Origin of the sequence: Janthinobacterium sp. Ant5-2-1, assembly GCF_001445815.1 — a bacterium.
Classification (GTDB): Bacteria; Pseudomonadota; Gammaproteobacteria; order Burkholderiales; family Burkholderiaceae_D; genus Janthinobacterium; species Janthinobacterium lividum_E.
This window is the reverse complement of the sequence record NZ_LNCE01000016.1, coordinates 158,469-179,470: the sequence shown is the minus strand read 5'-3', so window position 1 is coordinate 179,470 and position 21,002 is coordinate 158,469. Positions and strand designations below refer to the sequence as shown.

Annotated in this window: 19 protein-coding genes; 12 read left to right on the top strand and 7 right to left on the bottom strand. The window is 65.3% G+C overall.

The window, feature by feature from the left end; genetic code table 11:
• Window positions 1-35: 35 nt before the first annotated feature.
• Window positions 36-986 (top strand): PP2C family protein-serine/threonine phosphatase, encoded by a 951-nt coding sequence (locus ASN89_RS06705; protein ID WP_058048696.1) that lies wholly within the window; start codon window positions 36-38, stop codon window positions 984-986.
• Here the strand turns inward: ASN89_RS06705 and ASN89_RS06700 are convergent.
• Window positions 967-1,386, bottom strand: a complete 420-nt coding sequence (locus ASN89_RS06700) for a DUF2177 family protein (RefSeq protein ID WP_058048738.1) — start codon at window positions 1,384-1,386, stop codon at window positions 967-969. The genes ASN89_RS06705 and ASN89_RS06700 overlap by 20 nt on opposite strands.
• A gap of 40 nt (window positions 1,387-1,426) precedes the next feature.
• On the opposite strand from ASN89_RS06700, the gene ASN89_RS29685 reads away from it, so the two are divergent.
• From ASN89_RS29685 to ASN89_RS06675, 6 genes are all read left to right on the top strand, one after another.
• On the top strand, window positions 1,427-1,549 hold the full coding sequence (locus tag ASN89_RS29685) for a hypothetical protein (protein WP_260687187.1): 123 nt from the start codon (window positions 1,427-1,429) through the stop codon (window positions 1,547-1,549).
• A 418-nt stretch (window positions 1,550-1,967) separates the two neighbouring features.
• Window positions 1,968-3,410, top strand: coding sequence for an FHA domain-containing protein (locus ASN89_RS06695; RefSeq protein WP_235501891.1), 1,443 nt, complete (start codon window positions 1,968-1,970; stop codon window positions 3,408-3,410).
• A gap of 389 nt (window positions 3,411-3,799) precedes the next feature.
• Window positions 3,800-4,393 (top strand): metal-dependent hydrolase, encoded by a 594-nt coding sequence (locus tag ASN89_RS06690; RefSeq protein ID WP_046684111.1) that lies wholly within the window; start codon window positions 3,800-3,802, stop codon window positions 4,391-4,393.
• 116 nt (window positions 4,394-4,509) lie between these two features.
• Complete coding sequence (locus ASN89_RS06685) at window positions 4,510-5,028, top strand: sigma-70 family RNA polymerase sigma factor (RefSeq protein ID WP_200899222.1); 519 nt, start codon at window positions 4,510-4,512, stop codon at window positions 5,026-5,028.
• Window positions 5,025-5,990 carry a FecR domain-containing protein gene (locus ASN89_RS06680; RefSeq protein ID WP_152988463.1) on the top strand — a complete coding sequence of 322 codons (966 nt, stop codon included), beginning with the start codon at window positions 5,025-5,027 and terminating at the stop codon, window positions 5,988-5,990. Before ASN89_RS06685 ends, ASN89_RS06680 begins: the two co-directional genes overlap by 4 nt.
• A 138-nt stretch (window positions 5,991-6,128) precedes the next feature.
• Window positions 6,129-8,603, top strand: a complete 2,475-nt coding sequence (locus tag ASN89_RS06675; RefSeq protein WP_058048693.1) for a TonB-dependent siderophore receptor — start codon at window positions 6,129-6,131, stop codon at window positions 8,601-8,603.
• 6 nt (window positions 8,604-8,609) lie between these two features.
• Here ASN89_RS06675 and ASN89_RS06670 read toward each other — a convergent pair whose 3' ends face one another.
• The 5 genes from ASN89_RS06670 to ASN89_RS06650 form a co-directional block, all read right to left on the bottom strand.
• Window positions 8,610-9,497, bottom strand: coding sequence for a pirin family protein (locus ASN89_RS06670; protein ID WP_058048692.1), 888 nt, complete (start codon window positions 9,495-9,497; stop codon window positions 8,610-8,612).
• On the bottom strand, window positions 9,494-9,892 hold the full coding sequence (locus ASN89_RS06665) for an OsmC family protein (RefSeq protein WP_046684109.1): 399 nt from the start codon (window positions 9,890-9,892) through the stop codon (window positions 9,494-9,496). The genes ASN89_RS06670 and ASN89_RS06665 overlap by 4 nt, the downstream gene beginning before the upstream one ends.
• Before the next feature lie 78 nt (window positions 9,893-9,970).
• Complete coding sequence (locus ASN89_RS06660) at window positions 9,971-10,690, bottom strand: SIMPL domain-containing protein (protein ID WP_058048691.1); 720 nt, start codon at window positions 10,688-10,690, stop codon at window positions 9,971-9,973.
• 62 nt (window positions 10,691-10,752) lie between these two features.
• On the bottom strand, window positions 10,753-13,068 hold the full coding sequence (locus ASN89_RS06655; protein ID WP_058048690.1) for an SUMF1/EgtB/PvdO family nonheme iron enzyme: 2,316 nt from the start codon (window positions 13,066-13,068) through the stop codon (window positions 10,753-10,755).
• 19 nt (window positions 13,069-13,087) lie between these two features.
• Window positions 13,088-15,403 carry a hypothetical protein gene (locus ASN89_RS06650; protein WP_058048689.1) on the bottom strand — a complete coding sequence of 772 codons (2,316 nt, stop codon included), beginning with the start codon at window positions 15,401-15,403 and terminating at the stop codon, window positions 13,088-13,090.
• A 332-nt stretch (window positions 15,404-15,735) separates the two neighbouring features.
• Here ASN89_RS06650 and ASN89_RS06645 point away from each other — a divergent pair, with 332 nt between their 5' ends.
• The 3 genes from ASN89_RS06645 (at window position 15,736) to ASN89_RS06635 (ending at window position 18,003) form a co-directional block, all read left to right on the top strand.
• Entirely contained in the window at window positions 15,736-15,972 is a 237-nt protein-coding gene (locus ASN89_RS06645; protein ID WP_058048688.1) for a hypothetical protein, read from the top strand.
• A gap of 188 nt (window positions 15,973-16,160) precedes the next feature.
• The gene (locus tag ASN89_RS29775) at window positions 16,161-16,859 is read left to right on the top strand and encodes a YXWGXW repeat-containing protein (RefSeq protein WP_082654428.1); all 699 of its coding nucleotides are present in this window, start codon (window positions 16,161-16,163) and stop codon (window positions 16,857-16,859) included.
• Between the two features lie 115 nt (window positions 16,860-16,974).
• Complete coding sequence (locus ASN89_RS06635) at window positions 16,975-18,003, top strand: transporter (RefSeq protein WP_185982122.1); 1,029 nt, start codon at window positions 16,975-16,977, stop codon at window positions 18,001-18,003.
• Between the two features lie 64 nt (window positions 18,004-18,067).
• Here the strand turns inward: ASN89_RS06635 and rnk are convergent, their stop codons facing one another.
• Window positions 18,068-18,475, bottom strand: a complete 408-nt coding sequence (gene rnk, locus ASN89_RS06630; RefSeq protein ID WP_162835757.1) for a nucleoside diphosphate kinase regulator — start codon at window positions 18,473-18,475, stop codon at window positions 18,068-18,070.
• A gap of 184 nt (window positions 18,476-18,659) precedes the next feature.
• On the opposite strand from rnk, the gene ASN89_RS29680 reads away from it, so the two are divergent.
• A complete protein-coding gene (locus ASN89_RS29680) occupies window positions 18,660-18,788 on the top strand; it encodes a hypothetical protein (protein ID WP_268766381.1) in 129 nt (42 codons plus the stop codon).
• Window positions 18,789-19,054: 266 nt separating this feature from the next.
• On the top strand, window positions 19,055-20,947 hold the full coding sequence (locus ASN89_RS06625; protein ID WP_058048687.1) for a putative bifunctional diguanylate cyclase/phosphodiesterase: 1,893 nt from the start codon (window positions 19,055-19,057) through the stop codon (window positions 20,945-20,947).
• Window positions 20,948-21,002 lie beyond the last annotated feature (55 nt).

Sequence of the window (21,002 nt, the reverse complement as noted above, 5' to 3'; positions counted from 1 at the left end):
ATCAACATTGCTGGCCGCCTGGACCGCAACAACCGATGCATTTAATCAAAGACGGGCTCGACTTCGGCCCCTGGCTCGACGCCGCCGCCGGCACCAGCGTGGGCGCCGGCCCCATGCCGCGCCGCGAGAACCAGGACAATTTCCTGCTGATCGATGCCAGCGGCCACGCCGTCTGCCTGTCGCAGCAAGCGCCATTCCACTGCCAGGTGCCTGGCTGGCCGCGCGGCCATGTGCGCGCCGCCGTGCTCGACGGCATGGGCGGCCACGGCCATGGACGCGAAGCGGCGGAAGCGGCCGTGCAAGGCTTGCTGGCCATGCCCGCCTGCCTCGACACGGCCAGCCTGGCAGCCAGGCTCGACCAGTTGCACACGCGCTTGCAAGACAGTTTCGCGGGGGCCGAGCCAGCCCAGGCGCGACCGCCCGGCACCACCCTGACCTTGCTGGAAGTGCCGCCCGGCGAAGCGCCGCTGCTGTATCACGTGGGCGATTCGCGCCTGTATGAAATTGCCGACGGGGTGGCCAGCATCCTCACCGTCGACCACGTGCCGGCCACCGTGTACGCCATGCGCGGCGCGCTCGACGAGACGCGCTGGCGGGCCGCCGTGCATGGCGAACATCATCCGCAAATCTCGCAGGCCTTTATTTTAGGCAACGCCATCAGCGACAGCTTGCAGCTCGACAAGCCCCTGCGCGGCCTCGATGCGGCCAACTTGCCGCCCTTCCTCGCACACCTGGGCGACCGCCGCGTGCTGCGCGTGCGGCCCGGCGCCCACTATCTGCTGGCCAGCGACGGCTTCTGGGCGTGCGACGATCCGCTCGCCCTCACGGCCCGCTGGCCCGCCCTGTGCGCCAGCAAGACTGCGGCGCAGGCCGTCAGCGCCGTGTTCGACGACTTCCTCTACCAGCCGCCAAAAGGCTTACATAGCGACAACATTACCATGCTGGCGCTGCGCTTCGATGCGGAGTTCACCGTCCCAGGCGGCTAGCGGCCAGGTAGCCGGCCGTTGCCGACATGGCCGACAGCACGGCGCCCCAGGCCATGTCGATCGCCGTCAAGGCCAGCGGCCAGTCGCGCAAGGTCGCATAGTTACTCAAATCATAAGTGCCATAGGCGAGCAGCCCGAGCAGCGCACCCAGCGCCGCCGCCGTGCGCCCGCAGCGCGCCCGCAAGCCGGGCAAGATGGCGAACACCACCAGCCCCGCCACGTACAGCAGGTAAAACAGCACGGCCGGCGCCCAGCGTGGCGTGTCCGCCAGCAACGGCCCCAGCGCCGCGGCGTACATCGGTTTCATCAGCACGGCCAGCCACAGGGCATCGATGGCCAGGAATACACACAAGGTGGCGCCATAGGCAATGGCAAGCTGGAGCGGACGTTGCACGGGCATGGTCATCTTTCGGAGTCAGGCGGCATGTGGGGGATAACAGTTGCGCCAGCATAATGCAAAACCCCGCCACGCTCACGACGGCCGGTATAAATCGAACCATGCCCACTCGCTGGTGGTGCCGGGCGAATACCTGGAAGTCATCGTCAGCAAACGGCGCGGCTGAACGCAGCCGCATACCGATATCAAAATAACATATCCAGAAAGATATAAAATGTTCTTTTGAGCAATGGTTTCCATGGCAGGCATGACAAGGTGTGACCAGGGGCATGAATTTGGGTAAAAAGAGCGCATTCCGGTGTCGCGAAAGTTGCCAAGCAGGCGCAAAAGCGCGTAAGCTCTCATGTATAACAGAGGGCAGAATGTCCCCGCTCGATTCGAGTCAGAATGTCATGAAAAAATGCAGCAACCCGGAGCACCCGCACTGTACGTTCTGGGTCTTGCCTGGGGAAACAGTCTGCGCGGGCAACCACCCGCAAGCAACGACTGCCTCCAGCAGCTACGACCTGTTGACCGCACTGCGCAGCGCCCGTTCCGAGCCATCGGCAACGGCGCTTTCGCACGCCCCTGCACATGATTCTGATATGCGCGATGCTGTTATTCGTGATGCCGTTATTCGCGATGCCGTTATTCGCGATGCCGCCATTCAAACGGTAAGCCGCTCTGTACCCGCCTCCGCCGCCACCCCGGCCTTCACGCCAGCGCCCGTTGCGCCGCCAACGGTGCCGCCCGCTTACCAGCCCGTGCAAGCCCACCTGCACATCAGCGGCTTCGATCCGCGCGCGGCAGGCGGACGGCAAACCCTGAAGATGGAGTTGCGCGGCATGAGCGCCGCCTGCGCGCCGCAGCTGACCTTGCGCCTGCGCTCGGACCTGATCCCCCGCGGGCACGTGCAGCATGATTTCGTGCGCACCACGCGCGGCGACTGGCGTCCCGTGTTTGTCGAGTTTTCCTCGCGCAACAAGGAACACGGGCAATACCAGATCGAAGTGGAAGTGCACAGCCATGTCGATGGCGCCGTGGCGCAGAAATGGGTGTGCACGTTTGTCATCCTCGTGCCGCGCCGCGACGCCACCCTGACGGAAATCCACCAGATCTTCCTCAGCACGCACAAGAACGTGCGCGTGATGGCCGACGACGCTTCGATCGCCCGCGTGACGGGCGGCGACGGCTGCAACCTCGACGTGACGGCGCGCAATGCCGGCATCGCCCACGTGGATCTGTCTGCGCCGCAAGGCAAGATCGACATGGGATTTACCACGATTGCCTGGGACGAGGAGTTGATCGAAGTCGACCTGCCCGCCGCCAGCCACTGCCATCCGCACCCAAGCCAGGCCGCCTGTCTCGTCAATGCGGCGCCGGAAGCGGGCGAACAGCGCCAGATCCGCCTGTTCGCGCTGGAAGAATGCATGCTGGGCCGCTTCGAACTGGTGGACCCGGAAGCCGATGTCTTGCTCAGCCATTTCAGCCCCGACGGCCAGGACAACAATGGCTTGACGCGCCGCCTGTCGGGCCGCCACGCCATCATCCGGCGCAGCCAGCAAGGTTTTGAAATCGAGGACGTGTCGCGCTATGGCCTGCTGCTCGACGGCGTGTGGCCAGGCAAGCACAAGCCCGTACCCTTGCGCCTGGGCATGCGCATCGAATTGTCTGCCAGCATCAAGGGCATCGTCGTGCTCAGCGTCACGGCCCTGCTCGCGCACGGCGTGATCCTGCACCGCATCGACCACGGCGCCCGTGCCGAGTGTTTTTACCTGCTGCTGCCCGACACCCAGCCCACGCCGGCAAGCCACCTTGCCACGCCGCAAGCCAGCTGCCTTCCCGTACTCTTCCACCGCAACGGCGGTTTCTGGCACGTGGACACGGCCAGCGGCAAGGAAACGGCACTGGCCCCCGCCACCGCGCTCGACAAGCTCAGCGGCTTCGCGCGGCACAACCGCTTCGCCAGCGAACCGTATCCGGAATGCTGGATCATCCGCACCGAAGGCGCGGCGCTATGCGACAGCACAACCATGCAAACTGCCTGATACAGCACCTCCTGACACCTGACCGCTAGCGCGGTACCAGCACCAGGAAAATCAGCGACAAGCCAATAATGAACACCGCTTCCAGCGAAAACACGAGGGCGGGAATCTGCAATTCGCGCGGGATTTTCATGGCGACACCTCCTCAAAACGTCAAACTGCTTTCAGCATAGCGCGCCCTGCGCCAATTACATTATCAGCCGCATAACACAATTGACCGGACGGCATGCATTGCAGAGTCCGCTGGCCAAGCTATCCCGACACACAATTTAACAAATTATCAGCAGATATTCTGCAAATAGCACCCCTCCACGCCCTTGCATACTGTATATTCATCCAGTTAATATCCCCTGCATTTCACACAACGCCACGCATGGCGTTTTACATTTTCTATGGCTTCCAACAAAGCGCATCATGCGACCGGTTGGGCTGCCGGCGTGATCGCCGCGGCCCTGGTCGCGCACGCTGGCGCCGGTGGTCCCTACCAAGTGCTGAGCCTGCTCGCCTTTGTCATGGGCGCGCTGGGCGGCACGGCGCCGGACTGGCTGGAAGTGGCCTGGTGGGCGCGCACGCACAAATTGTGGATCACGCACCGCACATGGACGCACTGGGGCCTGGCCTGGATCGCCCTGCTTGTCTACACGTATCTGCAATTGCCGCACCACCTGTGGGCACCGCCCCTGTTCGGCTTTGCGGCCGGCGGCATCATGCATCTTCTGGCGGACTGGCCCAATCCGCTGGGCGTACCGTGGATTTTCCGCCGCCACTCGCTGCGCTGGTGGAAAAGCGGGCGCCACGACATCATTGTCATCATCGCCGCCTGGCTGGCCGCCACCATCGTGGCCGACCACGTGTTTTTTGACGGCATCCACTGGCAGCGAAGCGTGCTGGCGCTGGACAGCCTGCTGCACTGGTCCGCCACTGCCCTGCAGCAAGCCTGGGCGGATCTGCAACAGTGGCAGGAGCGCTGGCGCCTCGGTGGCTGACGCCGATTGACGGGGGCCGCATGGCAATGTGATAATGAGTATCATTCTCAAACAGCCCAGCCAGCCGGCACCCCCGCGTTCCGTCAGCCCAGCTCTTCCCTTGCCTGGAGAACGCAGTGATTACCGTCAGTCCCACCCATGCCAATCACCTGAGCACCCTGTACAGCGAGCATCACGGCTGGCTGTATGGCTGGCTGCGCGGCAAGCTGGGCAACCGCGCCGAGGCGGCCGACCTGGCACAGGACACGTTCCTGCGCCTGCTGGGCAAGCGCGAGGTGACGCCGCTGGCGCCCCTGCGCGAACCGCGCGGCTACCTGGCGACGATCGCGCGCGGCTTGCTGATCGACCGCTACCGCCGCCAGGCGCTGGAACACGCCTACCTGGAAGCGCTGGCGCAGCAAGCCGAACCGGCGTCAATCTGCGCCGAAACGCATGCCATCATCATCGAAACCCTGCTGGCCATCGATCGCCTGCTCGACCGCCTGGGCGCACGCACGCGCGCCATCTTCCTGCTGGCGCAGATCGAAGAGCTCAGCTATGTGGAGATCAGCCGGCGCCTGGGCGTATCCTTGCCCACCGTGAAAAAACACCTGGTGCGCGCCTACACGGAATGCCTGATGCTGGCGGCCGCATGATGTTCGGCACATCGTCGTCCAATCCTATCGCCCGCAGCATCCTGGCCGCCGCCGCCCACTGGCACGTGGAACTCCAGTGCGGCAGCGCCGATCCGGCCGTCCTGCAGGCATGGCGCGACGCCAGCGCCGAACATGAACGGGCCTGGGACCTGCTGCAACGCATGGACGGCCAGCTGGGCGCGATACCGGCAGCGCTGGCGATGCCTGCCCTGCAGGCGGCGCAGCAGCGCCGGCGCGCCGCCGCGAAGGTGCTGGCCATGCTGATGGCGGCCGGCGGCGGCATCGCGCTGGGCCAGGCGGGCCTGCAATCCGCCGCATGGCAAGCCCTGACGGCGTCCTTGCGCACGGCGCCGGGCCAGCGCCGCCACGTAACCCTGGCCGATGGCGGGCGCATGGAAATGAATACGGATAGCGCCGTGGATGTCGCTTACGGCGCCACGCACCGCCGCATCCGCCTGCACCATGGCGAAATCATGATCACGACGGCGTCCGATGCCCGCCCCTTCCTCGTCGACACGCCGCACGGCGTGATCCGCACGCTGGGTACGCGCTTCGGCGTGCGCTGCGATGCCGACGGCAGCACGGTCAGCGTCTTCGAACACGCGGTGGAAGTGCGCTGCGCTGCGCGCCCGGACGCCGTGCGCCGCCTGGAAGCGGGACAGCAGCTGCGTTTCAGCGACACTGGCGCGGATGACGTGCTGGCCATGCCGGCGCACCAGGACAGCTGGCTGCGCGGCATGCTGGTGGCCACCGACTGGCCCCTGCAAAAACTGGTCACGGAACTGGCGCGCTACCGGCGCGGGCGCCTCGTGTGCGACGCCGGCGTGGCGCGGCGCCCCGTCACGGGCACTTACCGGCTCGACGATATCGACGCCGTGCTGGAAAGCCTGTGCGCCTCGCACGGGCTGCAAGTGACGTACTTCACGCGCTACTGGGCCACGGTGTCGGCCCGGCCTGCATAATTATTTTCAGTTTTTTTGCGCCAGGGGTTGGTGTTTCGCTGCGCTGCTTCGGCTTCCTAGTTAAGTAGTCAATTAAGTAGCCAATCACGTAGCCGATTCATACGCCAATTCTTATCCCTTAGAGCAGAAAGACCGAGCATGCAGCTGACCACCCCCGTCCTCCATCCCGCCGCGCGCGCCATCCGCCTGGCCGTCATCGCCATGGCTTGCGCCGCCCCCGCCGCCTTTGTCGCCGCACCCGCGCTGGCGCAAGGCCAGGCCGCCACTGCCCCGCAAGCCTACGCCATACCGGCCGGTCCGCTGGCCACCGCCTTGAATGACTTTGCCGTCGCCGCCGGCGTCAGCCTGTCGACCGACCCGGCACAGACGCGCGGCCTGCGCTCGCCCGGCGTGCGCGGCAGCTTTGGCGTAGCCCAGGGCTTTGCCCAGGTGCTGGCCGGCAGCGGCCTGGAAGCCGTGCAACTGCCGAACGGCGCCTACGTGCTGCGCCAGGCGGCGCCATCGTCCGCAGCGGCGGCCGGCGTGGAAAAGACCATGGCGCCCGTGACGGTCAGCGCCAGCATGGAGCGCGACCCCGTCAGTGAGCACAGCAACTCGTATGCGGCGCGCGCCGTCACCGTCGGCAAGGGCGTGCAAACCCTGCGCGAGATTCCGCTATCCGTCAGCGTCGTCACGCGCCAGAAAATGGACGACCAGAACCTCAACACCATCGACGCCGTGCTGGCCAATACCACCGGCATCACCATGTACGACAGCCCCATGGGCGGGCGTTATGTGTATTCGCGCGGCTTCATGGTCGACACTTACCAGTTCGACGGCGTGAACCGCGCCATGTACTACCCGCAGGCGAACAGCTTTACCAGCAATACGGCCGTGCTGGATCGGGTGGAAATCGTGCGCGGCGCCACGGGCCTGCTGCAGGGCACGGGTTCGCCGGGCGCCGCCATCAACATGGTGCGCAAGCGCCCGCTGGCGGAAAAGCAGGTACAGTTGGCGCTGAGCGCCGGCCGCTGGAACGACGTGCGCGGCGAAGTCGACGTCACCGGTCCGCTGAACGAGTCGGGCAGCATCCGCGGCCGCGCCGTCGCCGCGCACGAGCAGCGCGATTATTTCTATGACGTGGCCGACAGCCGCACCGACGTGCTGTATGGCGTGCTGGAATTCGACCTGACGCCGGGCAGCAAGCTGACGACGGGCGCCAGCTACGAAAAGCTGCATTCGACGCCCTTCTTTTCCGGCATGGCCCGCTACCGCGATGGCAGTGATCCGAAGCTGCCGCGCGAAACCTTCCTCGGCGCCGACTGGAACCGCTGGAACAGCAAGCAGACGGCCGTCTTCGCCGAATTCGAGCACCGCTTCGACGCCGATTGGCTGTTCAAGGCCAGCGCCAACTACACGCGCGAGCGGCATGACGTGAAATACATGTTCAGTCAGGGCGCGATCAATCCCGCCACCATGGCCGGCATGATGATGTATGGCGGCGTGTTCGACTACGGCAGCACCAACAAGGGCCTCGACCTGTCGCTCGACGGCAAATTCAACGCCTTCGGCCGCCGCCACGGCTTCAGCGCCGGCATCAACACGAACCGCCTGGAAAGCGACAGCGATTTCAGCCTGGCCTTGCTGCAGCAGCCGAACAACCCGCTGCGCCCAAATCACGGCGTGGCCGAACCGAGCGACGCCTGGTTCCGCGAGAACAGCTACCGGGGCGATCCCAGCGTGACGAAAATGACGCAGACGGGCGCCTATGGGGTGGCCCGCTTCAGCGTCAGCGATCCGCTCACCGTGGTGGCGGGCGCGCGCGTATCGAACTACAAATGGAGCAGCGTGTACCGTGACACGGGCGAGGTGTACATCGATCCCTACCGCGAAAACGGCGTCGTCACGCCGTATGGCGGCGTCATTTACGCATTCGACAAGCGCTGGAACGGCTACGCCAGCGTTTCCGACATCTTCCAGCCGCAAAACCAGCGCACGGCCGAAGGCGCCCTGCTCGACCCGCTCAAGGGCCGCAACCTGGAAGTGGGCGTGAAAGGTGAACTCTTCGACGGCAAGGTGAACACCTCGCTGGCGCTGTTCCGCATCGAGCAGCGCAACCGCGCCGAACTCGACCTGGTCAATACCTGCTCCAGCGGCACGGAATGCTATTTCTCGGCGGGCAAGGTTCGCAGCGAAGGCGTCGATGCGGAAATCAGCGGCGAAGTGGCGCCGGGCTGGCAGCTGTTCGCCGGCTACACACTGAACAATTTTAAATATCTGGAGCAGACGTCGAATGCGGGCGTGATGTTCGCCAGCACCTACTCGCCGCGCCACATGCTGCGCGCGTGGAGCGACTACCGCCTGCCCGGCGCCCTGCAAAAGTGGAGCGTGGGCGGCGGCGTGAACTTCCAGACGGAAAGTTCGCGCGTGACGCAGAACATCACGGTGGCGCAAGGCGCGTATGCCTTGTGGAGCGCGCGCGGCGCCTACCAGATCGACCGCAACTGGACGGCGTCGCTGTCCGTGACGAACTTGCTCGACAAGCGCTACTACCAGACGGTGGGTGCGCCGGCCTGGGGCAATTTCTATGGCGAGCCGCGCAAGGCGCAACTGACCTTGCGCGCGCGGTTCTAATCCAGCTTATGCCGGAGGACGCAATGGCGCCTTCGGCAGCGGGATGAATTCCGTCTCGCCCGGCACGCTCCCCATGCGCTGGGCGGTCCAGTCGTCGGCCGCTTGCGACAATCGCTCCTTGCTTGACGAGACGAAGTTCCAGAACAGGAAGCGGTGGCCGTCCAGCGGTTCGCCGCCGATGACGACAAACTGCACCGGGCCGCTGCCTGCCGTTACAACAGGCACCGTGCCTGCTTCCAGCAAGGCCATGGTGTGCGGCACGAGCACCACGCCATCGACCAGCACGTCCCCGCTGATCGGATAGATCGCCGCTTCCGGCGGCAAGCCTTCCAGGCGCAACTCGCGCCCCGCCTGCAGCGCCACGTCCAGGTACACCGTCTGCATATACGTGCGCACGGGCGAGGTCTGACCAAAGGCTGTGCCGATCAAGACCTTCACCACGGCGCCATCGAGCGGCACGACGGGAATGTCGGCTTGCGGCGTGTGCGTGAAACTCGGTTCGTCTTCCTCGTGCGCCTTGGGCAGCGCGGCCCACAGCTGCAAGCCGTGCGTGCGGTGCGGCTGGCCGGCCAGGTCGTGCGGCGTGCGTTCCGAATGCACGATGCCGCGCCCGGCCGTCATCCAGTTGATGGCGCCCGGTTCGATGCGCTGGTACGAGCCGATGCTGTCGCGGTGGTCGATCGCTCCCTCGAACAGATAGGTGACGGTGGCCAGGCCGATGTGCGGATGGGGGCGCACGTCGTGGTTGGCGTCGGGCGCCACGTCGATGGGGCCGAAATGGTCGAAGAAGATGAAGGGGCCGACGGCCTGTTTTGCAGCGGAAGGCAGCAAGCGCCGCACGACGAAGCCGCCGCCCAGGTCCTTTTCGTGGCTTTTCAGGATGGCCGCGCTCATGCCAGCACCGTCGTGATTTCCGTGGTGACGGCCGTCATCAGCTTGTGGATAGGGCATTTGCCGGCCACTGCCAGCAATTCCTGGCGCTGCGCATCCGTCAGCTCGCCCGTCAGGTGCAGGGTGGCGGCCAGGCGGTACACGCCCTTGCGCTCTTCGCTGGCATCGCGCTCGGTCGACACTTCCACGTGTTCCAGCGGGATGCCCTTGTGCCGGGCGTACCAGACGACGGTGAGCGCCTTGCAGGCCGACAGGGCCGCGTCGTACAGGTCGTGCGGCGAAGGACCGGCGTCGCCGCCGCCCTCCTCCACCGAGGCGTCGGCGGAGATGATGTGATCGCGCACGTGCACGATGTGGCGCATGGGTTGCGACTGGTCGCGGATGGCTTTGATGGTCATGGCGTTCCTTGGTGCGTTTGGAAAGCCACAATTTACACCGTTTGGCCGCTTGGCGCAGCCCGCCGCCCGGCTAACTGGTCATTTGATACGGAACACGGCATCGACCGTCTGTCCCATCTTGAGGACGGTGACCATCAGCATGTCGTCGGGATTTTGCCGCTGGCGGCTGTTGGCGCGCTGGTAGCGGTCGGACGGCACCAGGCCCACCGCATTGCCCAGGTTTTTCAGCTGGTCCGACGAGATGCCGGCCACTGCGCCCACGCGCTTGCCCAAGCCGCGCGCCATGGCGTCGGCCTTGCGCTGCGCATCCTTGACGGCCTCGCCCACCAGCTCCTCTTCCAGGCGGATGCGCTGCGTGGCGCCGAAGGTGACGGCAAACGCATCGAGGTTGGGCATGGCCAGCAGCGGGCCCATGACGGCGGGCCACTTCGACAAATCGGCCACGTTGATATGCACGCTGGCCTTGATCTGGTACTGCGGATTGGCCGGGTCCTGCTCCGCGCCCTTGCGGATTTCCTTGCGCACGTCGCGCACCTCGATGCCGGCCGCCGCTTCCGGCAAACCCTGCTCCACCAGCAGCGCCTTGATTTCCGTGATGCGCGTCTTCACCAGCGCGGTGGCCACGTCAGGCGCCGGGTCGAAGGCGCTGACATCGAAGTCGATCTCGCCCAGGTCCGGCGTGACGAAGCTGTAGGCCGTGCCCGTCGCGTGAATAAAGGGATAGGAAGGCAAATCGCCGGCCAGGACGGAGATGGGCAGGCAGGCGAACATGAGGGACAGCAGGCGGCGTTTGAACACGGACACTCCAGCACGGTTAAGGTGCATGAAGTATCCGTCAAGATGGCCAATATGACAATGGATTAGTCGAGCGTGCGCGCCACGCGGAAGCCCACGATATCGTTCGACAGCACGGTGGAAAAGCCGTTGCGCAGGGCCGAGCGCAGGTAGCGCGGGTGGTACAGCCAGGAGCCGCCGCGCAGGATGCGCCGGCCGCTGTCGCTGCCCTCTTCCCAGGCGCTGCCATCGACGGGTGCGCCTTCGTAATTGTCGTGCACGACGTCCTGCACCCATTCCCACACATTGCCATGCATGTCGAACAGGCCCCAGGAATTCGGCGCGAAAGTGCCCAGCGGCGTGGTGCCGCCCCGGTACACGCCGCGCGGGCCGCCGTTGTAGACGTACAGGCCGTCGTAGTTGGCTTGCTCGGTGCTGATCGTGTCGCCCACGTTGAAGGCCGTGCGCGTGCCGGCGCGGCATGCGTATTCCCATTCCGCTTCGCTGGGCAGACGGTAGTGGCGGCCCGTGCGCTCGCTCATCCACGCCAGGTACAGCTGCGCGTCATTCCAGCTCACGCCCACCACCGGGTGCTGGTCGTTCTGCACGAAGCCGGGATTGTCCCAGTCCGTTTCCGAGCCGCCCGCCCAGCCGGTCGCCTTGACGAAGGCGCGCCATTCGCCCACGCTGACGGGGTGGCGCGCCAGCGCGAACGGGCGCTCGATGCCGACCCAGTGCTGCGGCGTTTCACGTTCCAGCCACGTCTGCTGCGAGCCGGCCTGGATGGCGGCCTTGTGTTCCGTCTCGTGCGCGCCCATCTGGAAGCGGCCGCTGGGAATGAGCACCAGTTCCGGCCCCTGGCCCGAACCATCGAGAAAATCGTCGCGCAAGACGCCTTCCGCATTGGGCACCGGTTCCACGTGCTCCGGTTCCGGCGCCGCCGCGGATGCCGGCGCAGGGACGGCTGCTGCTGCGGCGGCGCGGCTGGCCTGCTCCTTGCGCGCGCGTTCCTGCTCGGCGCGGTAGGCCGCTTCCGCCTTGGCGACGATGGCCTTGCGCTGCAATTCCTGGTGTTCCTGCAAGGCGGTGGCCGCATCGGCTTCGCGGCGCGCGCGCAGCTGGCCGCGCAGCGCTTCCTTGCGCAGCTTGCGCGCCTCTTCCGCTTCGAAATGCCGCTGCGCCTCCTGTTCCCGGCGCAGTTTGTCTTGCCGCTGCTTTTCCAGCGCGGCCGCCTGGATCTCGGCCTTGCGGCGCTGGTCCAGTTCTTCCTGGCGCGCCCGCGCCTCCTTGACCGCCGCCTCGCGGGCCTGTTCGGCCGCCAGCGCCGCTTCCTTTTGTTGCTGCGCCGCGCGCGCCTGCTGCTGGCGCGCCTGTTCCGCCAGTTCTTCAGGCGACGGCCCGGCCGCGCGCTCCAGGTTTTCCAGCAAGGCTTGCACGGATTGGGGCCGCAGTTCCGGCGTCAGCGAAAAACCGTTCTGCAGCACTTGCCACTGCTGCGCATTGAGCGCTTGCGGCGCGGACGGCAAATGGCTGGCGCTGCGCGCGTCGTCGAACGGCATGCGCCCTTCGAGCATCTGATAGATCATCACGGCCACGGCGTACACGTCCAGGCGCGGGCTGGGCTGGCGCTGGTTGACGCCGGCCTCGGGCGCCCGGTAGCCATGCGTGCCCGCATTCGGCATGTCCAACGCCAGGCTGCTGTCCGCATTGCGCACGCGCGAAGCGATGCCGTAATCGAGCAGCTTGACGTCGCCCTTGGCCGTCAGGAAGACATTGCCCGGCTTGATGTCGCGGTGCACGAGCTTGTGCTTTTCCCACGCATACGACAGGGCTTCGGCCACCGGCTGCAGCAGTTCCTGCACCGTGGACAGGGGCAGCGCGCCCTCGCGCGCCAGATAGTGCTCGAGGTCTTCGCCATCGAGGCATTCCATGATGATGAAATAGCTGGCCGTGGCCGGGTCCTGCGCCCACTCGTAGACGCGCACGATGTTTTCATGCGCGAGCTTCCTCGCCTGCGTCGCCTCCTCGATCAGCAGCTTGGCGTGCGTGGCGCTTTGCGTCAGCTGCGGCGGCAAGATCTTCAGCGCCACCATTTCGCTGCTGCCCAGCTCCGCGTGCGTGGCCAGGTCGGTCGCTTGCCACACCTGCCCCATGCCGCCCGTGCCGATCAGCCGTTCAAGCCGGTAGCGGCGGTTTTGCGGGCCGATTTCCTGGCCTGTCATGAAGCCCAGCTCCGTGCCCTGACGTACGGGCAGCGGCGCCGGCACAGGCGCGGCGCCGGGCGGCGCGTACTCGGCGTCGAGGATGGCGTTCTTGCGGCGTTCAAATTCCTGCTCGCTGAGCAGCCCGTCGTCGTGAAGGGCGCGCAGTTCCCGCAGTTTGTCTCGTGCTTTTTGCATCATCTGGGGTAAAACGCTTCCATCAAGGCTGCAAGGCGACGCCGCAGGCGGCGCAGAATTTATCTTCCGGATGGCCCGCGCGCTGCGCGTGACCGTTCTTGCAGCGGGCCGGCGCGGCTGCAGCGGCGCCCGGCTGCAGCGCCTGCGCCACGGCCACGCCCAGCTGCGCCTGCGCCGACAGGCCATGCGCGTGCGCCGCATTCTGCAGGTTGATCAGGTCGAGCTGCTGGCGCCGTTCGCGTTCCGCCTGGCCTTCCAGGTAGTTGCGCTCCTGCGCCACGCTGTCCTGCGCCATGCGCATGGCGTCCAGCGGCGCGACGCTGTTCTCGGCCGCCGCCAGCGCCGCCAGCGCGTGGATTTGCTCGGCGCTCATGCCCGCCTGCAGCTGCGTTTTCAGCACTTGCGCCAGCACGGCCGCATTCTGCCCGGCGGCCATGGCCACCTTGCCCGTGTCGCTCAGCGAGCCGATTTTCTCGATGCGATCGATATCGATGCGCGCCAGTTCGGCCGCATGCGCCTGCTGCGCCAGCAGGGCTTCATATTCACCTTTCCAGCGCGCGTAATCGCTTTCGCGCTGCTGCGCCATGGCCAGCAAGTCGCGCTGCCATTGCGCTTCCTGTTCCAGCTGGCGCAGTTGCTGGCGCTGCTCCTCGATGGCCAGCGCGTCGAGCTGCGCCAGCTGCGTTTGCTGCTGCAACTGGCGCGCGTGCACGCCGTCGGCCTCGATGGTGCGCAGCAGTTTTTCCTGCTGCGCGACGGCGTCTTCGCGCGCGCCGCCGCGCCGCAGCGCCGCCACCTTTTCCGCGATTTCCGCCGCCTGCACCTGGGCCGCTTCATCCTTGTGCGCCTCGGCGCGCAGCAATTCGCGCTGGCGCGCCAGCTGCATCTGGTCTTCCCACTCCTGCACGCGCTCGGCCTCGCGCTTGCGCGCCGCATTCGCCAGCATCAGCCCCTGCCAGGCGGCCTGGTGCTGCTCCGCCTCCAGCTGCGCCTCGCGCTGGGCCGCGTCCGCTTCCGCCTGGCGCAGGCGCGCCAGCTGGGTGCGGCGGCCCGTCTCGTCGTCGATCAGCAGCGCGCTTTCCACCTGCTGCGCGATCGATTGCAAATGGACCTGATGCGTAAAGCGCTGCTGCGCCAGCTGGATCTGTTCGCGACCGTGCAGCTGCGACAGTTCCAGCTCGCTGCGCATCTTGATGGCGGCCAGCGCCCGCACGTGTTCCCAGTTGGCCGCTTCATCGGCGCGCTGCGCGCCCTTTTGCGCCAGCTCCTGTTCCAGCTCGCCCAGCGCCAGCGCGGCGCCATGGTCGAGCGCCTGGCGCCGCGATTTCGCTTCCAGGATGCGGCCGTACAGGTCGATCTGGCGCCCGCGCAGCGCTTGCAGGCGCTCCGCTTCCTGGTGGTTCAGCTCCGCCTTTTCCAGCATCGCATCCTGCCGCAGTTCGGCGCGGCGGTGCGCGTGGCGCGCCGCCAGTTCCTCGCGGCGGATGCGCTGCCACTCTTCCTCGTCATACAGCTGGTCGAGCTGCTTCATGCGTTCCAGGCTGTGCTGCTCCAGTTCCTGCGCCGGCAAGCCGCCCAGCCACAGGGTGCCGATGGCCGCATCGCCGTCGCCTGCGCGCTTGTCGTGCCGCAGGCTGAGCGTTTCCACGCGGGCCACGGCCAGGCCGCTGGGCGCCAGGCGCTGCGTCAGGGCCGATTGCAGGCGTTCGTTCAATTCGGGCCGCAAGTCGGCATTCGCGTCCATCTCGCGCAGCGCGCGGCTGCCGATGAATTCCAGCGCAATCTGGCGCACGGATGGCAGCAGCAAGGCGTGCAAATGGGCGCGCGTGACGGCGCCCGGCGCGCGCATGAACTGGCGCGCGAACGCATCGGGCTGGCCCAGCGCGATGTCCACGCGCAGCGATGCGGCCACGTTCAGCAGCTCCGTGCTGGCCAGGGCCGGCAGGTCGAATTCCAGGCTGACGGCGTCGGCGCGCGCGATCAGCACTTCGGCCGGACGCGCCGGCAGCAGCGCGGGCAGGCGCGCAAAGAAGGCGGCGCTGTCGTAGTCGCCAGCCGGTATCAAGGTGAAAGCGTCCGATTGCACGATCCAGGCGCGCGACTCGGCCGGCACCTGCAGGCGCCGCGCGGCGCTGCCGAACAGCGAGGACAGTTCGCGCACGCCGAAGAACAGGGCCAGTTGCCCGTCAGCAAGATGCCATTGATTGGCATGCAGCACCGCATCGCTGTCGGGGGCCCCCAGCGACAAGCCGCACTGCGCGCAATAGCCGGCGGCGGCGCCGTTCTTGTGCTCGCAGCGCGGGCAGCGGGCGCCGCCAAAACCAAACAATTGGAACATGTGTGACTCCTGATGAGAATAATGGTGTGCGCAACACGGCTGCCATGCCGATTCTAGCAGGATAGCCGGGCCTTACTCGCCGCACACGGCATGGGCATGGCAGTGCGCAGCATCAGATAATGCCATAGGGCAATTGCATTCATATCCGCGGATACAGGGCTAATTAGGCCTCAATTCAAGCCGTCGCCCGCCAACGCCGTGCGCAGGCATTTCAGCGCCGTTTTTTTGCAGGCCATCCCGCCAAAACCACGGCTGGTCGCATGTGCATGGCGCGCCGGCCCGCGCCTGGCTACAGTGCATGCATACCCACCCGCCACCCGAAAGGAACGATCATGAAAACCCTGAAAAACATGGAAGCCATTTTTACCGTCGCCGTCGCCATTGCCTGCGGCGCCAGCTATGCCAGCTTCAACCAGCCATCGGCAGCCAGGACAGCCGATGTGGCACAGGCGAACGCCATCCCCGTCGTGGTGGTCAGCGCAAAGCGCCTGACGGAACAGGAAAAGAAAATCTCGCTGATCGAGGAGCGGCAAGCCTTGCTGGGCAACGCCACCGCCAGCACCCTGTGAGCCACCGATGCTGACACCACGCCGCCTGGCGCCCGCTTGAATACCGCCGCGCCAGGCCGCCATTTGTATCCGCCACGGATACACGGACACACAGCATTGTGTCAATTGTAATAAGTTGAATCAAAGGCGAAAAACCGCCAGCAAGCGCCTATAGTCCATTTCACGCAATCACCGAAATGGAGCACATCATGAAACCCATCACACTCTACGCGGCAGCCATGCTTGCCATCAGCACCGCGGCCTTCCTGCCTGCGCAAGCGATGGCACAGAATCAGCTCGGCGTCAGCATTGTCATCGGCGACGCCCCGCCTCCGCCACGGTTTGAAAGCGCCCCGGTACCGCGTGCCGGCTATGTCTGGGCGCCCGGCTACTGGAACTGGGATGGCCAGCGCCATGTCTGGACCAACGGCGAATGGCTGCGCGAACGGGGCGGCAACCAGTACCGCCGCGCCGCCTGGATACAAGAGAACAACCGCTGGCGCCTGGACCGTGGCGGCTGGGTCGCCGCGCAAGTGCAGCCCGTGCGCTATGACGAGATCCGCATCGCCCCTCCGCCACCGCGCCGCGAAGCCATCCCGCGCGCCCGCCATGGCTACACCTGGGCGCCCGGCCACTGGGAATGGCGCGGCCAGCGCTACGCGTGGACGCCAGGCGTATGGATCGCCGAGCGCCCCGGCTATGTGTATGCGCCACCCGCCTGGAACCAGCGCGATGGCCGCTGGCAGATGGAGCAAGGCCGCTGGTCGCCACGCGGCCCGAACGGCGACCGCGACCGCGACGGCATCCCTAACCGCTATGACCGCGACAATGGCAACCGCCACGACCGCGACGGCGACGGGGTTCCGAACCGCGACGACCGCCGGCCCGATAACCCGCGCCGCAATTAATACGCATCTATAGTCCGGACAAGGCCACCCATCGCGGTGGCCTTGTCATTTTCCCGACACATCCGTGTATTAACATCGCGCGACGATCAATCACACTGCGCGAGAAAGATTCACGATGGCGATGGAAACTGCCGGTTTTACCTACGGCTCGGATACCTCGGGCCTGGTCTGGGGCTTCCTGTTTGGCCGCGATGGGCAGCCGCTGGCGCTCGACTCGACGGCGGCGCTGGCCTGGCTGGCCGATGGCGCGGCGCGCCCGGCGCAGGAATTCGTCTGGCTGCATTTCAATTTGTCGCATGCGGCCAGCGAAAAATGGCTGATGACGCACACGCAGCTGGCCGACGAATTTTATGAAACCCTGCACCAGGGTTCCCGCTCGACGCGCATCGAACAGGCGGAAAACACCCTGATCGCCGTGGTCAACGATGTGGTGCACAACTTCTCGTTCGAAGCGTCCGACATTTCCACCATGTGGGCCAGCGTGGCGCAAAACCTTGTCATCACGGCGCGCCGCGCGCCGCTGCAGTCGATCGAGCGCCTGCGCCAGGCCGTCATCAAGAACCACGAGCCGATACGCTCGTCGGTGGAACTGCTGATCCATCTGCTGCGCGACCAGGCCGACGTGCTCGTCAACATCGTGCGCGACGCCGTGGCGCGGGTCGACGATATCGAGGATCACTTGCTGGCCGGGCGCCTGGTGCCGAAACGCGAAGACCTGGGCGCCATGCGGCGCGTGCTGGTGCGGCTGCAGCGCCTGCTGGCGCCGGAACCGGCCGCCCTGTTCCGCCTGCTGCAACGCCCGCCCGCATGGGTGTCGGAGCTGGACAGTCTGGAACTGCGCCAATCGACGGAGGAATTTTCCGTCGTGCTCAGCGATATGTCTTCGCTACAGGAACGCATCAAGCTGCTGCAGGAAGAGATCGCCGCCAGCGTCAACGAGGAAAACAGCCGCAGCCTGTTCGTGCTGACCATCGTCACCGTGCTGGCCTTGCCGATCAATATCATCGCCGGCATGCTGGGCATGAACGTGGGGGGCATTCCGCTGGCCCAGCATCCGCAGGGTTTCTGGATCATCGTCGCCATCATCGTCACGTTTACGGTCGTGGCGGGATGGCTGGTGGTGCGCGTGCAACGCAATAGTTGACTATCGGAAAGCACGGCCTTGCAGGCGAACGGCAGGCGCCGTCCGCCGTCACTGCTTGCCGCGCTTAGCGGTGGTATTCGCCAGCCCGTTCAGGCTGGTAGACGATTTCCTCGATCTTCACCTTCACCACGCCGCCCGGCATGGGCCAGGCGATGCTGTCACCCACGGACAGGCCCAGCAGCGCGCTGCCGACGGGTGCCAGCACGGAAATGCGGTCGGCCTGGCCTTCCACATCCTTCGGATATACGAGCGTCAGGCAGAATTCCTCCTTGTTTTCCACCGTGAAGCGCACGGTGGAATTCATCGTCACGACGGTCGGTGGAATCTCTTGCGGCTCGAGCACCTCGGCGCGGCCCAGTTCGTCGAGCAAGGCGGCCTTGTCCGGCGACAGATTATTACCCAAGGCATACAACAACGCTTCCAGTCGTTCCAGGTCTTGTGACGACAAAATAATTTTTGGTTTTTTTTCCAAGATATCCTCACTATTGATCATTAGGGCGACGTCCGGTTTTACTGGCGGCAGCTTGCTTGGCCGCGGCAGACAAAACAAACAGCATCAGAACGTCCATCATCAGCGGATTATGGACGAACTCGCGGAGCAAGGCCATAGCGTTCTCGCATTCTTCATTAAAATTTATTAAAATCAATGACTTGCAATGGCTGATGCAGTCAAAAAGTTAATCCGTGCCGGGATGACTGCAAACATGGAAGTTATTCTTGGTAGTATTTTGTTTACCATCAGCATGTTTTTAGAGAAAAAAAACGGCGGACAAAAAAAGGATTAAAATTCAGCATGAATTATTATTAGAAAGACACGTCCTCCTTTTCCGCCTGTCTTGTCGCCTTGCCTGCCGCCACCGATGTGCGGCATGGGCACTAAATTGCCGCGCACCCTGTACTTTCACGCTGCAAAATGACAATATGTCGGCCTTAGCAACACGTTGAGAGTTCCGGCTCACTTCGGTTTTCATCAGACTGGAACGTAAAGTATGGCAGGGCGAGGCGCGATCACACGGGGCGGCGGCAAGCGGGGCCGGCAGGAGGAAGCGTCATGATGGCGCCATTGATGCTGCCGTCGTCGCAATTGCGCGGCGACCGCATAGCCCGGCTGAACTTGCTGGCCGCGGCAGCCATGCTGGCCATGGCCAGCCTGTTGCTGATCCTCTACCAATTGTTTTCCCTTCAGGCATCCTTGCAGCGCAACCTGCACATCCAGGCCGACATGCTGGCCCCCGCCGCCGCGCAAGCCATGCGCCAGGACAATCGCCTTGCGGCCCAACAACTCCTCGCTCCCCTCGCCGCCGCGCCGCATGTCCGGCAAGCCCTGCTCTACAGTCCCTATGGCACGCCGTTTGCCCGCTACGCGCGCAGCAGCAACGATGCCGTGCCGGCGGCGCCGCGCAACGGCATGCACATCGATTACCTGGACGGCAGCGCCGCGATATTGAAGGCCTTGCCTGGCGGCGGCGCGCTGTACCTGCGCGCCAGCCTGGCGCCGCTGTACGCCAGCCTGGCGCAATTTGCCGCCTTCACCCTGCTCGTCTGCCTGTGCGCGTTCGGCCTGACGTTCCTGATGGTGCGCCGCACGCGCACCGCCGCCCAGCATGCGGAAAACCATTTGCACTACCTGGCCCACGTGGACTCCGTCACGCAGCTGCCGAACCGCCATGAATTCAACGATGCCCTGGCCTACGCGCTGGCGCGCGCCGACCGCCAGGACAGCAGCGTGGGCCTGCTGCTGCTGGACCTGGACAACTTCAAGGTGGTCAACGATACGCTGGGCCACCACTGCGGCGACCAGCTGCTCAAGCTCGTCGCCGAGCGACTGGTGGCCATCCTGCGCGGCACCGACATCATCTGCCGCATCGGCGGCGACGAATTCGTCGTCATCGTCGAACCGGCCGACGACGCCTCGGAAATGGCCAGCGTGGCGCGCAAGATCCTCGCCGTGCTGGCCCCGCCGTTCGACCTCGAAGGCCACCAGCTGTATGTCAGCGCCAGCATCGGCGTGAGCCTGTATCCGTTCGACGCGCAGGACGTGGCCACGCTGACGCGCAATGCCGATACGGCCATGTACCACGCCAAGCATCAGGGCAAGAACCGCTACGCCGTGTTCAAGGCTGAAATGGAACTGCGCGCCCAGCGCCGCCTGCGCATGGAAGCGAACCTGCGCCGCGCGCTGCAAAACGAGGAACTGTATCTGCACTACCAGCCGCAGATCGACTTGCGCAGCGGGCGCATCGTCGGCGTGGAAGCGCTGGTCCGCTGGAATTGCCGCGAGATGGGCCAGCTGAGCCCCGCCGAATTTATCCCCGTGGCCGAGGAAAGCGGCATCATCGTCGACTTGGGACGCTGGGTGCTGCAAAGCGCCTGCCGCCAGGCGGCCCTCTGGTGCAAGGCGGGCCTGCTCGATTCGCTCGAGCACGTGGCCGTCAACCTGTCGGCCTGCCAGGCGCGCGATCCAGGCCTGATGGACGACATCCGCGCCATCCTGCATGAAACGCAGCTGCCGCATGGCTTGCTGGAGCTGGAAATCACGGAAGGGGTCTTGATGGACAATATCCACGCCAACGTGGAATTGATGCGGCGCCTGCAGGAGACGGGCATCCACCTGTCGATCGACGATTTCGGCACCGGCTATTCCTCGATGTCCTACCTGAAGCGCCTGCCGATCGACCAATTGAAAATCGACCGCAGCTTCGTGCACGACCTGCCCGGCGAAGGCGAAGCCATCGTCACGGCCATCATCGCCATGGCGCACAGCCTGCATCTGAAAGTGGTGGCCGAGGGTGTGGAAACCTTGCGGCAGGTGGAGTTTTTGCGGACAGCCGGCTGCGACAACGTGCAGGGCTTCTTCTTCGCGCGCCCGATGACGGCGGCGCAGCTGACGGCATTGCTGCTGGAACGGCGCGACTGGAGTACACGCACGATTTTGCCGGCTTGAGTAACTGCCAACGATGGTTGTCGGATGACGGCCGTTGGCCTAATCCGACCTGCGC